Consider the following 21,970-nt stretch of genomic DNA (forward strand, 5'->3'; position numbering starts at 1 on the left):
GTGGATCGGCGCCCGCTATAAGAGCAAGAAACACCAAGATCCCATGGTGCGGGTGGAGGGCCACATGTCGCGAACAATTCCCCAGCTGATCGATGGCGAATGGCGTGAAAGCCGCGCCCGCGAAGTGATCGAAATCACCGATCCGGCCACCCAGGAAGTGCTGGCACTGGCACCCAAGGCCACCTCCGAAGAGATCGAGGCCGCCGTCGCCAGCGCCAAGACAGCCTTCCTGAGCTGGCGGGAAGTTCCGGTGTCGGAACGTGCCCGCCTGATGCTGCGTTACCAGCAGTTGCTCAAGGACCACCACGACGAACTGGCCGAACTGCTGTCCAGCGAAACCGGCAAGACCTTCGCCGATGCCAAGGGCGACGTCTGGCGTGGCATCGAGGTGGCCGAGCACGCCGCCAACGTCGCCAGCCTGATGATGGGCGAGACGGTGGAGAACATCGCACGAGAGATCGATACCGCCAGCTGGGTGCAGCCGCTGGGCGTTTGCGTTGGCATCACGCCGTTCAACTTCCCTGCAATGATCCCGCTGTGGATGTTTCCGCTGGCCATCGCCTGCGGCAATACCTTCGTCCTCAAGCCCTCCGAACAAGACCCGCTGACCCCCAACCGCCTGGCCGAACTCTTCCTCGAAGCCGGCGCCCCCAAAGGCGTGCTGCAAGTCCTGCATGGCGGTCGCGAGCAGGTTGACGCCCTGCTCACCCACCCCGATGTACGCGCCATTTCCTTCGTCGGTTCGGTGCCGGTGGGCCAGCACATCTATCGGACGGGCACCGCCCACCTGAAACGGGTGCAGGCCTTCGCCGGGGCCAAGAACCATATGGTGGTGCTGCCCGATGCCCACAAGGACCAGGTGCTGAGCAACCTGGTGGGCGCCAGTTGCGGCGCCGCTGGCCAGCGTTGCATGGCCATCAGCGTGGCGATCTTCGTCGGCGAGTCGCGCCAGTGGATTCCCGAGCTGGCCGCACAGATGGCCGAACTGCGCCCCGGTTACTGGAAGGATACCCACGCGGCATTCGGCCCGCTGATCAGCCAGCAGGCTCGCCAGCGAGTACTGCGACTGATCGCCGAAGGCAAGGCTGAAGGTGCCGAGTGCCTGCTGGACGGTTCCCAGTGCGAGGTACCGGGTTATCCGAACGGCAACTGGCTCGGGCCGACGCTGTTCCGTGGCGTCACGCCGAAGATGGGCTTGTACCGCGAGGAAATCTTCGGGCCGGTGCTGGTGTGCATGGAAGCGGACAGCCTCGATGAGGCCATCGCCCTGGTCAACGCCAACCCCTACGGCAATGGCACCAGCCTGTTCACCCGCTCCGGCGGCGCCGCGCGGCATTTCCAGCATGCGATCGAAGTGGGCCAGGTGGGTATCAACGTGCCCATTCCGGTGCCTCTGCCGTTCTTCTCCTTCACCGGCTGGAAGGGCTCCTTCTACGGCGATCTGCACGCCTACGGCAAGCAGGCGGTACGGTTCTACACCGAGACCAAGACGGTCACCACCCGCTGGTTCGACGACACACCGGTCGCAGGACCGAACATGACCATCCAGTTGAAGTAGGGGCGAATTCATTCGCCAGGCGGTGCGCAGCAGCACTACGGACACGAACCAGGGCAGACGACACATGGATTTCGACCTCAACGAAGAACAACGCCTGCTGGTAGACAGCGCCCGAGCCTTCGCCAGCCATGAGCTGACGCCCTCCGCCGCGGACTGGGACCGCGACCACCACTTCCCGCTGGAGGTGATCCGCCGCGCTGCCGAGCAGGGCTACCTGGGGCTGTACATCGCCGAGGAGGATGGCGGGCTGGGCCTGTCCCGGCTGTCTGCCTCATTGATCTTCGAGCAGTTGGCCGCCGGCTGCGTGGCCACCACCGCCTACCTGACCATCCATAACATGGCCGCCTGGATGCTCGCCTCCTTCGGCGATGCCGAGCTGAAGGCGCGCTGGCTGCCCGGCCTGATCAGCGGCGAGCTGCTGGCCTCCTACTGCCTGACCGAACCGGACGCGGGCTCCGACGCCGCCCACCTGCGCACCCGGGCCCGGCGCGACGGTGACCACTACATAGTGGATGGCAGCAAATGCTTCATTTCCGGCGCGGGCAGCACCCAGGTGCTGATCGTCATGGCGCGCACCGGGGAAGATGGCGCCAAGGGAATTTCCTGCCTGCTGATACCCGCCGATGCCGAGGGCATCCGCTACGGACGCAACGAAGACAAGATGGGCTGGCGCGCCCAGCCCACCCGCACCATCACCTTCGAAGGCGTGCGCGTTCCCGTCGGCAACCGCATCGGTCCCGAGGGCCAGGGTTTCGTCTACGCCATGAAGGGGTTGGACGGCGGCCGCCTGAACATCGCCAGCTGCTCCCTCGGCGCCGCCCAGGCGGCCCTGGAGCAAAGCCTGCGCTATGTGGAAGAACGCAAACAATTCGGCAGGCCGCTGGCCGAGTTCCAGGCGCTGCAGTTCAAGCTCGCCGACATGCTCACGGCGCTTACCGCCAGCCGCCAGATGGTGCGCCTGGCGGCCCATCGCCTCGACCAGCGCCACGCCGAAGCCAGCCTCTACTGCGCCATGGCCAAGCGCTTCGCCACCGACCAATGCTTCGAGCTGTGCAACGAAGCCCTGCAACTGCATGGCGGATACGGCTACCTGAACGACTATCCTCTGGAGCGCTGGGTGCGGGATACCCGCGTGCACCAGATCCTCGAAGGCACGAATGAAATCATGCGCGTCATCGTGGCGCGCCGTTTACTGGAACAGGGCGGAGCCCTTGACCGCCTGTTGTAAGGAGAAACCCATGTCTACTGCCGTTGAACCCTACCAGCCAGGAATATTCGACCTGACCCACAAGCTGACAGTGGAAAAGCACGGCCATACGGCGCTTATCACCATCAACCACCCGCCGGCCAACACCTGGGACCGCGAGTCGCTGATCGGCCTCAAGCAGCTGATCGAGCACCTCAACCATGACGACGACATCTATGCCCTGGTAGTGACCGGTCAGGGGCCGAAATTCTTCAGCGCCGGGGCCGACCTCAACCTCTTCGCAGACGGCGACAAGGCCCGCGCCCGTGAGATGGCCCGCCGTTTCGGTGACGCCTTCGAAGCGTTGCGGGATTTCCGTGGCGTCTCCATCGCCGCAATCAACGGCTATGCCATGGGCGGCGGCCTGGAGTGCGCACTGGCCTGCGACATCCGCATTGCCGAACGCCAAGCCCAGATGGCCTTGCCCGAAGCCGCCGTGGGCCTGCTGCCCTGCGCGGGCGGCACCCAGGCATTGCCCTGGCTGGTGGGTGAAGGCTGGGCCAAGCGGATGATCCTCTGCGGTGAACGGGTGGACGCCGAAACCGCACTGAGCATCGGCCTGGTGGAGCAGGTGGTGGACAGCGGCGAAGCCCGTGGTACTGCCCTGCTGCTGGCGGCCAAGGTGGCACGCCAGAGCCCGGTGGCGGTGCGCACCATCAAGCCGCTGATCCAGGGGGCTCGGGAGCGCGGGCCGAACGGCTGGCTGCCGGAGGAACGTGAACGCTTCGTCGACCTGTTCGACGCAGACGACACCCGCGAAGGCGTCAATGCCTTCCTGGAAAAACGCGACCCGCACTGGCGCAACAAATGACCGAGAGCCGGACGAACACGACCATGAATGTGAGCTTCGAAGAACGCAACGGCCGGCACGGCGCACGCATCGGCATTGCCAGTCTCGATGCCGAAGGCAGCTTCAACGCCCTGTCCCTGCCGATGATCGAAGCCCTGGACGCCAAGCTGCGTGCCTGGGCCAGTGACCCGGACATCGTCTGCGTCCTGCTGCGTGGCAACGGCCCCAAGGCGTTTTGCGCGGGCGGTGACGTGCGCAAGCTGGTGGACGCCTGCCGCGAGCATCCCGGTGTGGTGCCGCCCCTGGCGGGCCGCTTCTTCTCCGACGAGTACCGCCTCGACCACCGCATCCACACCTATCCCAAACCGCTGATCTGCTGGGCCCACGGGCACGTGCTGGGCGGAGGCATGGGCCTGATGCAAGGCGCGGCGATCCGCATCGTCACCCCGTCCAGTCGCCTGGGCATGCCGGAAATCAACATCGGCCTCTACCCCGATGTCGGTGGCAGTTGGTTCCTCGCCCGCCTGCCGGGCAAGCTCGGCCTGTTCCTTGGCCTGGGGGCGGGCACCATCAACGCCCACGACGCCCTGGACCTCGACCTCGCCGACCGCTTCCTGCTGGAAGACCATCAGGACGCGCTGCTCAAGGGCCTGGTTCAGCTCAACTGGCAGGACCAGCCCGACGCGCAGCTCAACAGCCTGTTCAAGGCGCTGGAGCACGAAGCCCGCGACCAACTTCCGGAAGCCCAATGGCTGCCGCGACGCAAGCGAATCGACGAGCTTCTGGACGTGGCCGACCTGCCGGCTGCCTGGAAGGCCATGACCACGCTGCAGCACGACAGCGATGTGCCCCTGGCACGCGCCGCCAAGACCCTGGCCGCCGGCTGCCCACTCACCGCCCACCTGGTCTGGGAACAGATCCGCCGGGCGAAGCACCTGTCGCTGGCGGAGGTCTTCCGCATGGAATACGCCATGAGCCTGAACTGCTGCCGCCATCCGGAGTTTCCCGAAGGCGTGCGCGCCCGCCTGATCGACAAGGACAACACGCCGCGCTGGCATTGGCCGGATGTGGCCGCCATTCCTCGCGCGGTGATCGAAGCCCACTTCGAGCCGGTGTGGGAAGGCCCGCATCCGCTGGACGATCTCTGACAACTCGCCCGCCGCCACCAGCGCCGGGCCAAGGAGAAGCACGATGAGCAAGATCGCCTTTATCGGACTCGGCCACATGGGCCTGCCCATGGCCCGCAACCTGCTCAAGGCCGGCCACGCGCTCACGGTGTATGACCTGGTGCAGGCCAGCGTTGATGAATTGGCGGCCGAGGGTGCCAAACCCGCCAGGGACGCGCGCGACGCGGTAACTGGCGCGCAGGTGGTGATCACCATGCTGCCGGCCAGTCGGCATGTTGAAGGCCTGTTGCTGGGCGACGGCGGGCTGCTGGAGTCCATCGCGGCCGGCAGCCTGGTACTGGAATGCTCCACCATCGCCCCGGAGTCCGCGCGCCGGGTGCATACAGCCGCCAAGGCGAAAAGCCTCGAACTACTGGACGCACCGGTGTCAGGTGGCACGGCAGGCGCCGCGGCCGGCACCCTGACGTTCATGGTGGGCGGCGAGGCGGCAACGCTGGAGAAAGCCCGGCCAATCTTCGAGGCCATGGGCAAGAACATCTTCCACGCCGGCCCCGACGGAGCCGGACAGGTGGCCAAGGTGTGCAACAACCAGTTGCTGGCGGTGCAGATGATCGGCACCGCCGAGTCCATGGCGCTCGGGGTGGCCAACGGCCTGGACCCGACCATACTCGCCGAGATCATGCGCCAGAGTTCGGGTGGAAACTGGGTGCTGGAGCGCTACAACCCCTGGCCCGGGGTGATGCCCAATGCTCCGGCGAGCAAGGAGTACGAAGGCGGCTTCATGGCCGAGCTGATGGCCAAGGACCTGGGACTGGCCCAGGAAACCGCTCAGGTCAGCCTGTCCAGCACCCCCATGGGCGCGCTGGCCCTGCAGCTTTATCGGCTACTGCTCAAGCAGGGCAAGGGCAAGAAGGATTTCTCGGTGGTGCAGAAGCTGTTCACGGAGTGAGCTGAGGAGCTGCGTAGCTGCCCCTCAACCCCTGCAAGGGAGGCCCGCCGGCGCCTCTGAAGCATTACGCGTGCACCGGGCTTACCGTAGGGTGCGCCGCGCGCACCGGTTGCGGGCTAAGCCTCGGCACCGCACTCAACGATTGGTGCGCACGGTGTTCAGGCACGGGATCACCGCTCCCGCAGAGCCTCGGCCTTGGCACGGATGATCGGCTTGAGCAGGTAGCTGAGGATGCTCTTCTTGCCGGTCATGATATCCACCGACGCGACCATGCCCGGAATAATCAGCAGCGGATCGTCTTCCGTCCCCAGATGGCTCTTCTGGGTGCGCAGCTTGATCAGGTAGAAGCTGTTGCCCTCTTCGTCCGTGATCGTGTCGGCGCCGATCTGCTCCAGGTCGGCGTCCAGCCCGCCGTAGATGGTGTAGTCATAGGCCGTGAACTTGACCATGGCCTTCTGCCCCGGATGCAGGAAGGCGATGTCCTGCGGACGGATGCGTGCTTCCACCAGCAGCGTGTCGTCCAGCGGCACGATCTCCACCAGGTCGCTGCCCGGCTGGATCACACCACCAATGGTGTTGACCAGCAGTTGCTTGACGACACCGCGCACGGGCGAGGTAACCAGCGTGCGCTTGACCCGATCTTCCAGGGCCTTGCCGGTGGCATTGGCCTTGTTTAGTTCGGTGCGTGCCTCGTTCAACTGCCCAAGCGCCTCACTGCGGAAGCGTGAGCGGGTCTCGGCAATCTTGCGCTCGGCTTCCTTGATCGCCGATTCGGCGCGAGGAATGGCCAGCCCAGTGGCTTCCAGCTCACCCCGATTTTCCACCTCGGCACGGCGCAAGCGCAGGACTTCCACCTTGGAAATGGCGCCCTGAGCCACCAGCGGCTCGGAGATGGCGATTTCCTGACGCAGCAGTTGCAGGCTGTTGCGGTACTGGCCCTGCTTGGAAATGAACTCCTGCAGCTCCTGGCGACGCTGGACCAGTTGCTCTTCCAGGCCCGCCACTTCTTCCTGCAGTTGCTGTTGGCGGCTGCGGTAGAGAGCGTCTTCGCTGTTGGCCTGTTCGGGCGCGAGGGTGCGCAGTTCCTGGGAAATATCCAGCGGCCGGTCATCGACTTCGGCGCTCAGGCGCTCGACCCGCAATTGCATGGCTGTACGGTCGGCTTCGGTTTCGCCGACGTTGGACTGGAACCGTGTCGGGTCCAGACGCAGCAGCGGGTCGCCGATTTCTACGACCTGCCCCTCGCGAACGAACAGTTCGGAAATGATGCCGCCCTCCAGGTTCTGGACCTTCTGCAGCTTCGACGAAGGAATCGCCTTGCCCTCGCCGCGGGTGACTTCATCCACCATGGCGAAATGGGCCCAGAGCACCATGAACAGGGTGAAGCCGACCAGCGTCCAGATGGTCAGACGCAACACCCGGGGCGCGTCTTCCACCAGGGCCTTGTTAACCTCTGGCAGAGGCTGGCCGGACAGGGACTCACCACCTTGGAAATACTGGCGCAGCGCGCCGAAACCCTTATGCGACACTGATCTGCCCCTTCTTCAGCGCTTCCATGACCGCCTCTTTCGGGCCGTCGGCAATGACCCGGCCACGGTCGATGATCAGCAGCCTGTCGACCAGCGAGAGCATGGAGGCTCGATGGGTGACCAGCAGCAGGGTCTTGTTGGCGATTACCGCAGCGAGGCGCTCTTTCAGGCGTTCTTCGCCAGGGTTGTCCATAGAACTGGTGGGCTCGTCGAGCAGCAGGATGGGCGGGTCGAGGAGGAGCGCACGGGCCAGGGCGACGTTCTGCCGCTGACCGCCGGACAGGTTCTGCCCGCGCTCGCCCACCTGGAGCTCGTAGCCCTGGGGATGCAAGCGGGCGAACTCGTGCACGCCGGAGAGCTCGGCAGCCTGGAGCACCGGCTCGTCTTCGACGTAACGCGCGCCGGCCATCAGGTTATCGCGCAGGGTGCCGCTGAACAGCTGGATATCCTGCGGCACGTAGCCAACGTTATGGCGCAGTTCGCTGACGTCCAGCTGGCGGATATCGGTACCGTCCACCAGCAGGCTGCCGGAGTCAGCCTGATAGAGCCCGACGATCAGCTTGGCCAGGGAGCTCTTGCCCGAGCCACTGCGGCCGATGATGCCGATCTTCTCGCCGGGCCGGATGATCAGGTTGACCTCGCTCAGGGCCGGATTTTGCTGGTGCGGGTAGGTGAAGTTGACCTCACGCAGCTCCAGGCTGCCCTGCAGCTTGGAACGCACCAGGGGCTGCTCGCCCTCCTGGCGCTCCTGGGGCAGGTCCATCATCTGGTCCACCGAATTCATGGTCAGGCGTGCCTGCTGGTAGCGCGTGAGCAGGCCGGACAACTGGGTCAGCGGGCCGAGTGCACGACCATTGAGCATGTAGCAGGCGATCAGGCCGCCCATGCTGAGGTCGCCGGCCATGATCAGGTAGACCCCGGCGACAATCATCACCACGCCGGCGAGCTGCTGGATCATTAGGGTGAGGTTCATCGCCAGGCTGGAGAGCATCTTCACCCGTAGCTCGAGGCGGCCCAGGGTGCCGATGGTCTGCTCCCAGAGGTACTGGCGGTCGCTCTCGGCATTGTTGACCTTCACTGCATCGAGGCCGGCCAGGGTTTCGATCAGGCTCGACTGACGCTCGGCCGCCAAGGCCATGGTGCGGTCCATGGTCGCCACCAGCGGCTTCTGCAACAGCCAACTGATGCCCATGGCCAGCGGGAAGGCCAGGATCGGCACCCACACCAGATGCCCTCCCAGCAGGCCGATCACCAGGAGGATCAACAGGGTGAAGGGCAGGTCGATGACGCTGGTCAGGGTCAGTGAGGCAAGGAAGTCCCGCAGTGTCTGGAATTCATGGATGTTCTGGGCGAAGCTGCCGACCCGCATCGGCCGGTACTTCATCGCCATGCCGACGATCCGCTCGAACAGCGTGGCGGAGATGATCAGGTCGGTCTTCTTGCCGGCCAGGTCCAGGCACAGGCCGCGCATGGTCTTGAGCAGCAGGTCGAAGACATACGCGCCGGAAATGCCGATGGCCAGCACCCAGAGGGTAGCGGCGGCCTGGTTGGGCACCACGCGGTCATAGACGTTCATGACGAACAGCGGCGCGCCGAGGCCGATCAGGTTGATCAGCAGACTGGCAGCAACCGCATCGATGTAGAGCCAGCGGGAACGTTTGAGGGTGTCGCGGAACCAGGACTGGGTACGCGGGATAAGGCTGCCCTGGTTGAGATCGTACTTGTGTTGAGGCTGGGCAAAGAACACCTGGCCGCTGTAGTCCTCCTGCAGCAACTCGCGGGTGACTTTCACTTCGCCGCCATCGCTCTCGCTGAGCAGCAGGCGCGCGCTGCCGCCGTCGGTCCAGCCCAGCAAGACCGCACAACGGCCCTCCTTGAGCAGCAACAGCGCCGGCATGGCGATCTTCGGAATCTGCTCCAGGCGCCGTTGCAGCAGGCGGCCCTGCAGGCCGGCACGCGCGGCCGCACGAGGCAAAAGCTCGGCGGTCAGGCGCTGCCTGGGTAGCGGCAGGCCGCTGGTGAGCATGGCCCGGTTGGCCGGTTTGTGGTGCAGGACGCACAAGGACAGCAACGAGTCCAGCAAAGGGTCGTCATGCTGTCCGCGGGGATCGGTATTGAGGTGAACGCGACTGACTTCTGGGTCCACGCCTGGGCACTCTGCTCTGGGTTCTTCGGGAGGCTGAGCCTGGACCGAAACTCACGGCCCCGGGGAGGCAGGTGCCTCGCCCGGGGCCAGGTGGGTGCGATCCAGGTGTTCAGTTCAAGCCGGGAAGGGTTGCCTGCGGCTTCAGTTCGGTCTGCACGACCGTCGCCATCGGCGCTACCACTCCCTGGCTCTTCAGCAGCTCGCCTATGGTCGCCTTGATGCGGTACTGAGTAAACAGTTCGGTATAACGCAAGTCCACCAGGCGACGCGACGCGGTGAAGAGTTCGTTCTCACTGTCCAGCAGGTCGAGCAAGGTGCGCTCGCCGATGCTGAATTGCTGCTGGTAGGACTCACGCACACGGGTGCTGTAGTCGACGTACTGCTGGGCGATCGGCACCTGCTCGCGGGCGTTGCCCAGGGCGTTCCAGGACAGGCCGAGCTCTTCGTTCAACACGCGCAGGGCATTGTTGCGGATGTCCAGGGCTTCATTGATCTGGTAGGCCTTGGACTCCAGGTCGGCCTTGTTGCTGCCGCCGGCGAACAGGTTGTAACGCATGCGCAACATCGCCTGCCATTCGTTGACATGGCCGTTCTCGCCGTCCAGGTCATTGTCTGCTCCACGGGACAGCTCGGCATCGAAGCGCGGATAGAAGAAGGACTTGGCAGCGTCGTACTGCTTCTCGGCAGCAGAGACGTCAGACTCCGCGGAGCGCAGCACCGGGCTGTTGGCCAGAAGGGTCTGACGGGCTCCCTCGAGGGACTCAGGCAGTTGCCCCGGCAGGCCGGCCGGCACGCTCAGGTCGACCGGATCCACGCCTACCACGCTGTAGTAGTTGGTGCGGGCATCGTTGAGGTTGGTCTGTTCGGTAATCAGGTTGTTGCGGGCCTGGGCCAGGCGCGCTTCGGCCTGGTCCTGGTCGGCCAGACGCCCGACCCCGCGCTCACTGCGCAGGCTGATCTGGTCGAAAATGCGTTCGTGGCTGCGCAGGTTCGCCTGGGCCAGGCTCACCATCTCCTGGCGGCGCAACACATCTATATAGACCTGGGCCACATCCAGCGCGGTGCGCTCGGACGTACCGAGCAAGGCGTAGGCACGGGAGTTGACGGTAGCCTGCTGGCGCCCCACTTCGTTCTTGGTGGCGAAGCCGTCGAACACCATCTGTTGCAGACGCAGACTGGACTCACCACGGGTCATGGTCTTCCAGTGATCATTACCGGTCGCCCGGGTGGTTGTGTTGTCGGTACCCTCACGGCCATAACCCCCCAGTAGATCCACGGACGGCAGGTAGCCCCCCTTCGCTGCCTGAAGCTGTTTGTCGGCCGACAGACGGCTGTTCACACCCGCCTGGATTTCCGGGTGGGCATCCATGGCCTGCTGCATGGCCTCGGAGAGACTCTGCGCATGGACGGGAAGACTTGCGACAAGGGCAAACGGGAGAACGGTGGAGAGGCGCAAACGCATTTTCTTGGCATCCTTTTCGTTGAGTTGAAGGCCCGGGAACCTAGCCGGAGGCCAGCCAGAAGCCCTTCTCGTCCACGTTCCGAGTTCGTGATCCAGATCACACTGAAAGACCTGGGACGAGGGAGCAAATATCAAAGTGACAGCATTGAATCGATTGTTTAGGATGAGAATCAATTGGTCAATACTTTGGCATATTCTCAATAGCCAATTGTAATAAGCCAATAATTTGGCGCCACATTGCCGCCATATGTATTAAATATAGAAGGGAATGTCAGTCCTGCGCTTGGTCGTCGATGGAAGCGACCCCAGCGACGACAAGCCAGCTGAGAGTCAACCCAGGAGAGTCATGTCATGAGCAGTGTTATTGCGATCGTCAAAAGCATTGTTGGCCAGGTCTACGCCATGTCGCCGGAAGGCTTCCAGCGACTGCTCGTCGAGGGCGATCGACTCTTCAAGGGCGACCAGCTGCAGACCAGCCTTGAAGGCATGGCGACGCTCGAACTGACCGACGGCCGCACCGTCGACCTGGGTCGTGACACTCAATGGAGTGAGTCGAACGTGGTTGCCGCTGCTGCAACCCAGCCCGCGACGCAAACACCCGCCGATGATGTGGCGCAACTGCAGAAGGCAATCGAAGCCGGCGTCGACCCGACCCAGGAGCTCGAAGCCACTGCGGCCGGCCCGAGTGCGGGCGGTGCAGGTGGCGGTGGCTCCGCAGGCGGCGGCCATAGCAGCGTGATGCTGGAAGCGACCGCAGAGCGCATCGACCCGACCATTGGCTTCCCGACCAGCACCGCGCCCCTGGCCACCGAGGCCCTGGGCGAGGAAGACACGACGCCGCTGAATGGTGCAGCGCAGGCCGATACGACCGAGCCGAATGGGAACCTGCCGGAACCGGACGCCACGAACAGCGCCCCGCAGGGCCAGAACGCCAGCCTCTCCACCGACGAAGACACGCCGATCAGCGGCCAGCTCAATGCCACCGATCCCGATGGCGACGCCCTGACCTTCACCGCCGGCGACGCCCCGCGCAACGGCACCGTGGTGATAAACCCGGATGGTTCCTACACCTACACCCCGAACACCAACTTCAATGGCAACGACAGCTTCACGGCCATCGTCAGCGACGGCAAGGGCGGTACCAGCACCATTACCGTCACCATTGGCGTGAATCCGGTCAACGATGCGCCGGTTGCTGCCAATGACGGCCCTGCTGCCGTCACCGAGGACACTCCGGCCACCGGCAATGTCCTGGACAATGACTCCGACGTGGACGGCGATACCCTCTCCGTCACCCAATTCACCATAGGCGGCAGCACCTATAACGCCGGCCAGACCGCCACCCTCACCGGTGTCGGCTCCCTGGTGATCAATGCCAACGGCAGCTTCACCTTCACCCCTGCGCAGAACTACACAGGTCCGGTACCCACCGCCACCTACACCGTGACCGATGGCACCACCACCGATACCGCCGAGCTGAGCTTTGCCAATGTCACGCCGGTAGACGACGCCTCCGTCCTGGCCCCCGATACCGGAACTGCGAAAGAAGACGCCGAGGCCACTGGTAACGTGCTGGCCAACGACAATGACGTGGACAGCAGCCTCACCGTCGCCAGCTTCACTATCGCGGGCGTCGCAAGCAGCTTCGCCGCTGGCTCCAGTGCCGTGATCGCCGACATGGGTACCCTGACCATCGCCACCGATGGCCACTACAGCTTTACCCCGGCCGCCAACTGGAACGGTGCGGTGCCACAGGTGACCTACACCACCAACACCGGCAGCAGCAGTACGCTCGACATCACGATCACACCGATCAACGACGCACCCGTCGCCGAGCCGGACGAAACCAACGTGGATGAAGGTGGCACTGTCACCATCAACCTGGCCGGCAACGACACCGATGTAGATGATGGCCTGGACCTCGGCAGCCTTCTCATCACCGATGGACCGTCCAATGGCACTATCACCGTCAATGCCGACGGCACCGTCAGCTATCAGCACAACGGCAGTGAAACCAGCGGAGACAGCTTCACCTACACCATCAAGGACAAGTCCGGCGTAACCTCCGAGCCGGTCACCGTCTACATATCCGTCAATCCGGTCAACGATGCCCCGCAGACCCTGGCCACCAGCGCCACCGGCGACGAGGATGCCACCGGCATTCCGGTCAGCCTCAGCGGTTCGGACCTCGACGGCAACGTCGCCAGCTTCGTCATCAAGTCCCTGCCGGCCAACGGCACCCTGTGGCTCAACGGCACGCAACTGACCGTCGGCGACAGCGTCCCGGCCACCGGCAATGCCGCCAGCGTCACCTTCGTGCCGAGCGCCAACTGGAACGGCGAGACCGCCTTCGACTACGCCGCGGTGGACAACCTGGGCCTGGACGACGGCAGCGCGGCCACCGCCACCCTCACCGTCAATCCGGTCAACGATGCCCCGCAGACCCTGGCCACCAGCGCCACCGGCGACGAGGATGCCACCGGCATTCCGGTCAGCCTCAGCGGTTCGGACCTCGACGGCAACGTCGCCAGCTTCGTCATCAAGTCCCTGCCGGCCAACGGCACCCTGTGGCTCAACGGCACGCAACTGACCGTCGGCGACAGCGTCCCGGCCACCGGCAATGCCGCCAGCGTCACCTTCGTGCCGAGCGCCAACTGGAACGGCGAGACCGCCTTCGACTACGCCGCGGTGGACAACCTGGGCCTGGACGACGGCAGCGCGGCCACCGCCACCCTCACCGTCAATCCGGTCAACGATGCCCCGCAGACCCTGGCCACCAGCGCCACCGGCGATGAAGATGCCGCCGGCATTCCGGTCAGCCTCAGCGGTTCGGACCTCGACGGCAGCGTCGCCCACTTCGTCATCAAGTCCCTGCCGGCCAACGGCACCCTGTGGCTCAACGGCGTGCAGCTGGCCATCGGCGACAGCGTCCCGGCCACCGGCAATGCCGCCAGCGTCACCTTCGTGCCGAGCGCCAACTGGAACGGCGAGACCGCCTTCGACTACGCCGCGGTGGACAACCTGGGCCTGGACGACGGCAGCGCGGCCACCGCCACCCTCACCGTCAATCCGGTCAACGATGCCCCGCAGACCCTGGCCACCAGCGCCACCGGCGATGAAGATGCCGCCGGCATTCCGGTCAGCCTCAGCGGTTCGGACCTCGACGGCAGCGTCGCCCACTTCGTCATCAAGTCCCTGCCGGCCAACGGCACCCTGTGGCTCAACGGCGTGCAGCTGGCCATCGGCGACAGCGTCCCGGCCACCGGCAATGCCGCCAGCGTCACCTTCGTGCCGAGCGCCAACTGGAACGGCGAGACCGCCTTCGACTACGCCGCGGTGGACAACCTGGGCCTGGACGACGGCAGCGCGGCCACCGCCACCCTCACCGTCAATCCGGTCAACGATGCCCCGCAGACCCTGGCCACCAGCGCCACCGGCGATGAAGATGCCGCCGGCATTCCGGTCAGCCTCAGCGGTTCGGACCTCGACGGCAGCGTCGCCCACTTCGTCATCAAGTCCCTGCCGGCCAACGGCACCCTGTGGCTCAACGGCGTGCAGCTGGCCATCGGCGACAGCGTCCCGGCCACCGGCAATGCCGCCAGCGTCACCTTCGTGCCGAGCGCCAACTGGAACGGCGAGACCGCCTTCGACTACGCCGCGGTGGACAACCTGGGCCTGGAAGACGGCAGCGCGGCCACCGCCACCCTCACCGTCAACCCGGTCAACGATGCCCCGCAGACCCTGGCCACCAGCGCCACCGGCGATGAAGATGCCGCCGGCATTCCGGTCAGCCTCAGCGGTTCGGACCTCGACGGCAGCGTCGCCAGCTTCGTCATCAAGTCCCTGCCGGCCAACGGCACCCTGTGGCTCAACGGCACGCAACTGACCGTCGGCGACAGCGTCCCGGCCACCGGCAATGCCGCCAGCGTCACCTTCGTGCCGAGCGCCAACTGGAACGGCGAGACCGCCTTCGACTACGCCGCGGTGGACAACCTGGGCCTGGACGACGGCAGCGCGGCCACCGCCACCCTCACCGTCAATCCGGTCAACGATGCCCCGCAGACCCTGGCCACCAGCGCCACCGGCGATGAAGATGCCGCCGGCATTCCGGTCAGCCTCAGCGGTTCGGACCTCGACGGCAGCGTCGCCCACTTCGTCATCAAGTCCCTGCCGGCCAACGGCACCCTGTGGCTCAACGGCGTGCAACTGACCGTCGGCGACAGCGTCCCGGCCACCGGCAATGCCGCCAGCGTCACCTTCGTGCCGAGCGCCAACTGGAACGGCGAGACCGCCTTCGACTACGCCGCGGTGGACAACCTGGGCCTGGACGACGGCAGCGCGGCCACCGCCACCCTCACCGTCAATCCGGTCAACGATGCCCCGCAGACCCTGGCCACCAGCGCCACCGGCGACGAGGATGCCGCCGGCATTCCGGTCAACCTCAGTGGTTCGGACCTCGACGGCAGCGTCGCCCACTTCGTCATCAAGTCCCTGCCGGCCAACGGCACCCTGTGGCTCAACGGCACGCAACTGACCGTCGGCGACAGCGTCCCGGCCACCGGCAATGCCGCCAGCGTCACCTTCGTGCCGAGCGCCAACTGGAACGGCGAGACCGCCTTCGACTACGCCGCGGTGGACAACCTGGGCCTGGACGACGGCAGCGCGGCCACCGCCACCCTCACCGTCAATCCGGTCAACGATGCCCCGCAGACCCTGGCCACCAGCGCCACCGGCGACGAGGATGCCGCCGGCATTCCGGTCAGCCTCAGCGGTTCGGACCTCGACGGCAGCGTCGCCCACTTCGTCATCAAGTCCCTGCCGGCCAACGGCACCCTGTGGCTCAACGGCACGCAACTGACCGTCGGCGACAGCGTCCCGGCCACCGGCAATGCCGCCAGCGTCACCTTCGTGCCGAGCGCCAACTGGAACGGCGAGACCGCCTTCGACTACGCCGCGGTGGACAACCTGGGCCTGGACGACGGCAGCGCGGCCACCGCCACCCTCACCGTCAATCCGGTCAACGATGCCCCGCAGACCCTGGCCACCAGCGCCACCGGCGACGAGGATGCCACCGGCATTCCGGTCAGCCTCAGCGGTTCGGACCTCGACGGCAACGTCGCCAGCTTCGTCATCAAGTCCCTGCCGGCCAACGGCACCCTGTGGCTCAACGGCACGCAACTGACCGTCGGCGACAGCGTCCCGGCCACCGGCAATGCCGCCAGCGTCACCTTCGTGCCGAGCGCCAACTGGAACGGCGAGACCGCCTTCGACTACGCCGCGGTGGACAACCTGGGCCTGGACGACGGCAGCGCGGCCACCGCCACCCTCACCGTCAATCCGGTCAACGATGCCCCGCAGACCCTGGCCACCAGCGCCACCGGCGATGAAGATGCCGCCGGCATTCCGGTCAGCCTCAGCGGTTCGGACCTCGACGGCAGCGTCGCCCACTTCGTCATCAAGTCCCTGCCGGCCAACGGCACCCTGTGGCTCAACGGCGTGCAGCTGGCCATCGGCGACAGCGTCCCGGCCACCGGCAATGCCGCCAGCGTCACCTTCGTGCCGAGCGCCAACTGGAACGGCGAGACCGCCTTCGACTACGCCGCGGTGGACAACCTGGGCCTGGACGACGGCAGCGCGGCCACCGCCACCCTCACCGTCAATCCGGTCAACGATGCCCCGCAGACCCTGGCCACCAGCGCCACCGGCGATGAAGATGCCGCCGGCATTCCGGTCAGCCTCAGCGGTTCGGACCTCGACGGCAGCGTCGCCCACTTCGTCATCAAGTCCCTGCCGGCCAACGGCACCCTGTGGCTCAACGGCGTGCAGCTGGCCATCGGCGACAGCGTCCCGGCCACCGGCAATGCCGCCAGCGTCACCTTCGTGCCGAGCGCCAACTGGAACGGCGAGACCGCCTTCGACTACGCCGCGGTGGACAACCTGGGCCTGGACGACGGCAGCGCGGCCACCGCCACCCTCACCGTCAATCCGGTCAACGATGCCCCGCAGACCCTGGCCACCAGCGCCACCGGCGATGAAGATGCCGCCGGCATTCCGGTCAGCCTCAGCGGTTCGGACCTCGACGGCAGCGTCGCCCACTTCGTCATCAAGTCCCTGCCGGCCAACGGCACCCTGTGGCTCAACGGCGTGCAGCTGGCCATCGGCGACAGCGTCCCGGCCACCGGCAATGCCGCCAGCGTCACCTTCGTGCCGAGCGCCAACTGGAACGGCGAGACCGCCTTCGACTACGCCGCGGTGGACAACCTGGGCCTGGAAGACGGCAGCGCGGCCACCGCCACCCTCACCGTCAACCCGGTCAACGATGCCCCGCAGACCCTGGCCACCAGCGCCACCGGCGATGAAGATGCCGCCGGCATTCCGGTCAGCCTCAGCGGTTCGGACCTCGACGGCAGCGTCGCCAGCTTCGTCATCAAGTCCCTGCCGGCCAACGGCACCCTGTGGCTCAACGGCACGCAACTGACCGTCGGCGACAGCGTCCCGGCCACCGGCAATGCCGCCAGCGTCACCTTCGTGCCGAGCGCCAACTGGAACGGCGAGACCGCCTTCGACTACGCCGCGGTGGACAACCTGGGCCTGGACGACGGCAGCGCGGCCACCGCCACCCTCACCGTCAATCCGGTCAACGATGCCCCGCAGACCCTGGCCACCAGCGCCACCGGCGATGAAGATGCCGCCGGCATTCCGGTCAGCCTCAGCGGTTCGGACCTCGACGGCAGCGTCGCCCACTTCGTCATCAAGTCCCTGCCGGCCAACGGCACCCTGTGGCTCAACGGCGTGCAACTGACCGTCGGCGACAGCGTCCCGGCCACCGGCAATGCCGCCAGCGTCACCTTCGTGCCGAGCGCCAACTGGAACGGCGAGACCGCCTTCGACTACGCCGCGGTGGACAACCTGGGCCTGGACGACGGCAGCGCGGCCACCGCCACCCTCACCGTCAATCCGGTCAACGATGCCCCGCAGACCCTGGCCACCAGCGCCACCGGCGACGAGGATGCCGCCGGCATTCCGGTCAACCTCAGTGGTTCGGACCTCGACGGCAGCGTCGCCCACTTCGTCATCAAGTCCCTGCCGGCCAACGGCACCCTGTGGCTCAACGGCACGCAACTGACCGTCGGCGACAGCGTCCCGGCCACCGGCAATGCCGCCAGCGTCACCTTCGTGCCGAGCGCCAACTGGAACGGCGAGACCGCCTTCGACTACGCCGCGGTGGACAACCTGGGCCTGGACGACGGCAGCGCGGCCACCGCCACCCTCACCGTCAATCCGGTCAACGATGCCCCGCAGACCCTGGCCACCAGCGCCACCGGCGACGAGGATGCCGCCGGCATTCCGGTCAGCCTCAGCGGTTCGGACCTCGACGGCAGCGTCGCCCACTTCGTCATCAAGTCCCTGCCGGCCAACGGCACCCTGTGGCTCAACGGCACGCAACTGACCGTCGGCGACAGCGTCCCGGCCACCGGCAATGCCGCCAGCGTCACCTTCGTGCCGAGCGCCAACTGGAACGGCGAGACCGCCTTCGACTACGCCGCGGTGGACAACCTGGGCCTGGACGACGGCAGCGCGGCCACCGCCACCCTCACCGTCAATCCGGTCAACGATGCCCCGCAGACCCTGGCCACCAGCGCCACCGGCGATGAAGACAGCCTGATCGCCATCAGCCTGAGCGGCTCGGATATGGACGGTACGATCGCCAGCTTCAAGATCACCTCGATGCCGCAGCACGGGACTTTCTACAGCGATGCGGCCGGCACCATCGCCATCACTGCTGCGAGCGTCATCGCAGCAGCTAGCAATGGCGCGACCATCTACTTCCGCCCCGACAGCAACTGGAACGGCACCACCACCTTCCAGTACGCCGCCACGGACAACAGCGGCCTGGCGGATGCCACCCCGGCTACCGGCACCCTCACCGTCGCCCCGGTCAACGACGCCCCGAACATCGTCGATGCCAGCGTCTCGATGAACGAGAACGTGCCCGCCAACACGCAGGTGTTCGACGTCAACGACAGCTTCTCCGGCAATGATCGGGATGTGGACGGCCAGGCCATCACCTACAGCATCACCGGCGGAAATGGCAGCAGTATCTTCGTCATCAACCCGACCACCGGTGTGATCAGCATTGCCCCCGGCAAGACCCTCGACTACGAGACCGCCAGGCAGCACGTACTGACCGTCACCGCCAGTGACGGCACCCTGATCGATACTGCTCAGATCACCGTCAACGTCAACAACCTGCCGGACACTCCGCCGTCGGTAACCGGCGGCAGCAAACTGGTATCGGAGACCGGCCTGAGGAGCACCACTGATACCGACACCAGCAACCTGGCAACTGGCAAGGTCACCATCACCCATGATTCGGTGACCACCGTTACCCTGGTTACGCCCAGTGGAACGACATTGAAATCGGGTGGCACCACTGTCACCTGGGGCCTCAGCACCGACGGCAGGACCCTGACCGGCAGTGCGGGCACCGATAAAGTCATCACCGTCTCCATCGACGACCTGGGCAACTACTCGGTCAACCTGCTGAAGCCGATCGACCACCCGGATGCCACCTCCCCGGACGTGCTCAACCTGAACGTCGGAGTCAAAGTCAAGGATGCCTACAACAACGAAGGCACCGGTACCCTGACCGTGCAGATCCAAGACGATGTCCCCACTGCGGCACCGGGGGGCATTACCATCGATATCCCGGTCAGCAGTATCAACATCTCCGGGCTGGAGGCGGGCTTCGTCAACCCGATATCCACCGCCGGTGACACGTCCGGCCTGACCCAATCCAATACGGATACCGACAGCTATATCGATAAGCTCAACTGGGGTGGCAGCAGCGGGTCTGGCTATACCTTCGTAGACAACGAAGCCTATCGCACCTCCGGGCCGAGCCTGCCCGACAGCGACTTCAAGGTCGGGACCTTCACACATAACAACTTCCCGATCAGCGGCACCTCCCTGCGCAGTGTTGACCTTGTCGTGAAACTGACCGTAATGATCGACGGTGTGCCGACCGTCATCGAACACACTGTCCACCTGAACCATACGGAAACTCCGAACAACGCGTCCAACACCCAGGATCCGGCGAATGACGACATCATCCGTCTGGACAACACCACCCTGGTCAAGCAGTTCACCGTGGGCGACCGCACCTTTGAATTCGAAATCAAGGGCTTCCTCGATCCGAGGACAGGAGGCGTTGTTACCGAAATTCGTACGACCGAAAATGCGGCCTCGTCCTTCGACCTGTACGCCGTGGTGAAATCCACCGATGGTCTCCCGCTGAACAGCGGCGATGTTTCCACCGTCACCACCACTGGTGCGGACGGAGATGTCCTGGTAAGTGGCAGCGACGCCAGCGTCAGCTGGATAGGGGCTACCCAGCAGGCCGATGGCAGCTTCACCATCACCAACGCGTTCGGCACCTTCACCGGCTGGGCGGACGGGCGTTACCGCTTCGAAGTCAGCCGCGAAGCCCGCGACAACTTCAACGCGGATCAGATCGAGAAGCTCAAGTTCAACTACGTAGTAACCGATGGCGACGGCGACAAGACGAGCTCCGACGTCACCGTGACCCTGAATGGCGAGAAGGTGCTGCCCTACGCCCCAGTGGTGGAGCAAGCCGCACAGACTGCGGTGCTCAGCAAGGAAGTGGGCACCCAGGCGACCGCCAGCCTCGGCATCGAGGTGGGCCGTGACACCAGCGGTGCTTCGGTGAAGATCACCGCCACCGACGACAGCTCGCTGAATGGCCTGCCGGTCAAGGGCAATGTGCTGTTCGGCGGTGTATCGGAGAGCGTCACCCTGACCTCTGGCGGCGTGACCCTTGTGTACCGCTCCAATGCCGATGGCAGCCTCGACGCAGTCAAGCAGGGCACCAATGAGGTGGTGTTCAAGGTCAGCGGCAACGCTGCCAATGGCAGCTTCTCCGTGCAGATGGTCGGCACGCTGGACCAGGCCACCACCACGCAGAACAGCAGCAGCAGCCTGACATTCTCCCAGTCCAATGGAGCAGCCCAGGCGACCTCCAACACCACGAACTTCACTGTTTCCCTGAGTGGGACCAACGGAACGCCGTACTGGAACGGCAGCCGCCTGGGAATCGACAGTTCAAGCACAAGCAACAATGAAGAGCGCGAGATCAACTACCGCAGCAACAACGAGGTCGTGATACTGACATTCGCGGCGATTGCTGGCGTATTAATCTCCTCCGTGGCACTCGGAACGCAGAGTTTCAGCGACAGCGAACAGCTCCAGTACCGTATCAACGGAGGCCAGTGGCAGAGCTACACCAGCACCAGTTCGTCCCCGAACGTGAACATCTCCAGTACCAGCTCCATCAACACGGTCGAGATTCGCGCAGGGAACAGTGACACGGACTTCTCCATCAACTCAGTCAACGTGGGCTACACCAAGTCGGTAACCGCCGACGCGGGCTCCACCACCACCCTCAACCTCGGCGCCACCGTCACCGACGGCTCCGGTGACAAGGCGTCCACCGACTTCAACGTGGTCATCGATCCGGACACCACGCTGCAGGGCACCACCGGCAACGACTCCCTGATGGGCAGTTCGCAGGCTGACACTCTGCAGGGTGGTACAGGCGATGACCTGCTGAACGGTGGCCAGGGCAATGACACGCTCTACGGTGGAGACGGCAAGGACCTCCTGATCGGCGGCAAGGGCAACGACATCCTCTGGGGCCAGGGCGGCGCCGACAGCTTCGCTTGGAAATCCGGCGACGCCGGCGTGGCCGGCAGCCCGGCCCAGGACGTGGTGAAGGACTTCAAGCTGAGCGAAGGCGACAAGATCGACCTGAGCGATCTGCTGCAAGGGGAAAATACCAGCACCATCGACAACTTCCTCAAGCTGATCGTCGACACTGGCACCGGTCACGCCACCCTGCTGGTGAGCAAGGACGGCCACCTGAACGACGCCGGCGGTACCCCCGCCAGCCACGCCGACCTGTCGATCACGCTGGAAAATGCTGCGACCCAGCTCAGCGGCTCCAGCATCAGTTCGCTGATCGCCGGTGCCGATCCCACCATCAAGGTCGATCACAGCTGATGCCGTACCACCCGCAAACACTCCGGTGGTTGCGGGTGGTGGGCGTCTGCCTCATGCTCGCGACAGTTCTGAAGGGAGACTCGC

General features: G+C 65.3%; 9 protein-coding genes. 6 read left to right on the forward strand and 3 right to left on the reverse strand.

From position 1 onward, the window contains the following. Positions 1–64: 64 nt before the first annotated feature. The 5 genes from THL1_RS21420 (at position 65) to mmsB (ending at position 5,670) form a co-directional block, all read left to right on the forward strand. On the forward strand, positions 65–1,558 hold the full coding sequence (locus THL1_RS21420) for a CoA-acylating methylmalonate-semialdehyde dehydrogenase (protein WP_069086595.1): 1,494 nt from the start codon (positions 65–67) through the stop codon (positions 1,556–1,558). Positions 1,559–1,622: 64 nt separating this feature from the next. Beyond that, complete coding sequence (locus THL1_RS21425) at positions 1,623–2,786, forward strand: isobutyryl-CoA dehydrogenase (protein ID WP_069085115.1); 1,164 nt, start codon at positions 1,623–1,625, stop codon at positions 2,784–2,786. Positions 2,787–2,796: 10 nt separating this feature from the next. Beyond that, positions 2,797–3,615 carry an enoyl-CoA hydratase gene (locus THL1_RS21430; protein WP_069085116.1) on the forward strand — a complete coding sequence of 273 codons (819 nt, stop codon included), beginning with the start codon at positions 2,797–2,799 and terminating at the stop codon, positions 3,613–3,615. A 23-nt stretch (positions 3,616–3,638) separates the two neighbouring features. After that, positions 3,639–4,742: an enoyl-CoA hydratase/isomerase family protein gene (locus THL1_RS21435; RefSeq protein WP_069086596.1), complete on the forward strand. Its 1,104-nt coding sequence runs from the start codon at positions 3,639–3,641 to the stop codon at positions 4,740–4,742. A 43-nt stretch (positions 4,743–4,785) separates the two neighbouring features. After that, positions 4,786–5,670 carry a 3-hydroxyisobutyrate dehydrogenase gene (mmsB, locus tag THL1_RS21440; RefSeq protein WP_069085117.1) on the forward strand — a complete coding sequence of 295 codons (885 nt, stop codon included), beginning with the start codon at positions 4,786–4,788 and terminating at the stop codon, positions 5,668–5,670. 170 nt (positions 5,671–5,840) lie between these two features. Here the strand turns inward: mmsB and THL1_RS21445 are convergent, their stop codons facing one another. The 3 genes from THL1_RS21445 to THL1_RS21455 all read right to left on the reverse strand — a co-directional run bounded on the left by THL1_RS21445 (position 5,841) and on the right by THL1_RS21455 (position 10,807). Next, positions 5,841–7,199, reverse strand: a complete 1,359-nt coding sequence (locus tag THL1_RS21445; RefSeq protein ID WP_069085118.1) for an HlyD family type I secretion periplasmic adaptor subunit — start codon at positions 7,197–7,199, stop codon at positions 5,841–5,843. Next, positions 7,189–9,345: a type I secretion system permease/ATPase gene (locus THL1_RS21450; RefSeq protein ID WP_069085119.1), complete on the reverse strand. Its 2,157-nt coding sequence runs from the start codon at positions 9,343–9,345 to the stop codon at positions 7,189–7,191. Before THL1_RS21450 ends, THL1_RS21445 begins: the two co-directional genes overlap by 11 nt. A gap of 109 nt (positions 9,346–9,454) precedes the next feature. After that, on the reverse strand, positions 9,455–10,807 hold the full coding sequence (locus tag THL1_RS21455) for a TolC family outer membrane protein (RefSeq protein WP_069085120.1): 1,353 nt from the start codon (positions 10,805–10,807) through the stop codon (positions 9,455–9,457). A 351-nt stretch (positions 10,808–11,158) separates the two neighbouring features. Between THL1_RS21455 and THL1_RS21460 the strand changes: the two genes are divergently transcribed. After that, complete coding sequence (locus tag THL1_RS21460) at positions 11,159–21,886, forward strand: retention module-containing protein (RefSeq protein ID WP_069085121.1); 10,728 nt, start codon at positions 11,159–11,161, stop codon at positions 21,884–21,886. Positions 21,887–21,970: the final 84 nt, after the last annotated feature.

This window comes from Pseudomonas sp. TCU-HL1 (assembly GCF_001708505.1).
GTDB lineage: Bacteria > Pseudomonadota > Gammaproteobacteria > Pseudomonadales > Pseudomonadaceae > Metapseudomonas.

Coding starts and splice junctions, on each gene's coding strand:
- THL1_RS21420 (WP_069086595.1), top strand. CDS start 65: ATGTCGCGAACAATTCCCCAGCTGATCGATGGCGAATGGCGTGAAAGC.
- THL1_RS21425 (WP_069085115.1), top strand. CDS start 1,623: ATGGATTTCGACCTCAACGAAGAACAACGCCTGCTGGTAGACAGCGCC.
- THL1_RS21430 (WP_069085116.1), top strand. CDS start 2,797: ATGTCTACTGCCGTTGAACCCTACCAGCCAGGAATATTCGACCTGACC.
- THL1_RS21435 (WP_069086596.1), top strand. CDS start 3,639: ATGAATGTGAGCTTCGAAGAACGCAACGGCCGGCACGGCGCACGCATC.
- mmsB (WP_069085117.1), top strand. CDS start 4,786: ATGAGCAAGATCGCCTTTATCGGACTCGGCCACATGGGCCTGCCCATG.
- THL1_RS21455 (WP_069085120.1), bottom strand. CDS start 10,807: ATGCGTTTGCGCCTCTCCACCGTTCTCCCGTTTGCCCTTGTCGCAAGT.
- THL1_RS21460 (WP_069085121.1), top strand. CDS start 11,159: ATGAGCAGTGTTATTGCGATCGTCAAAAGCATTGTTGGCCAGGTCTAC.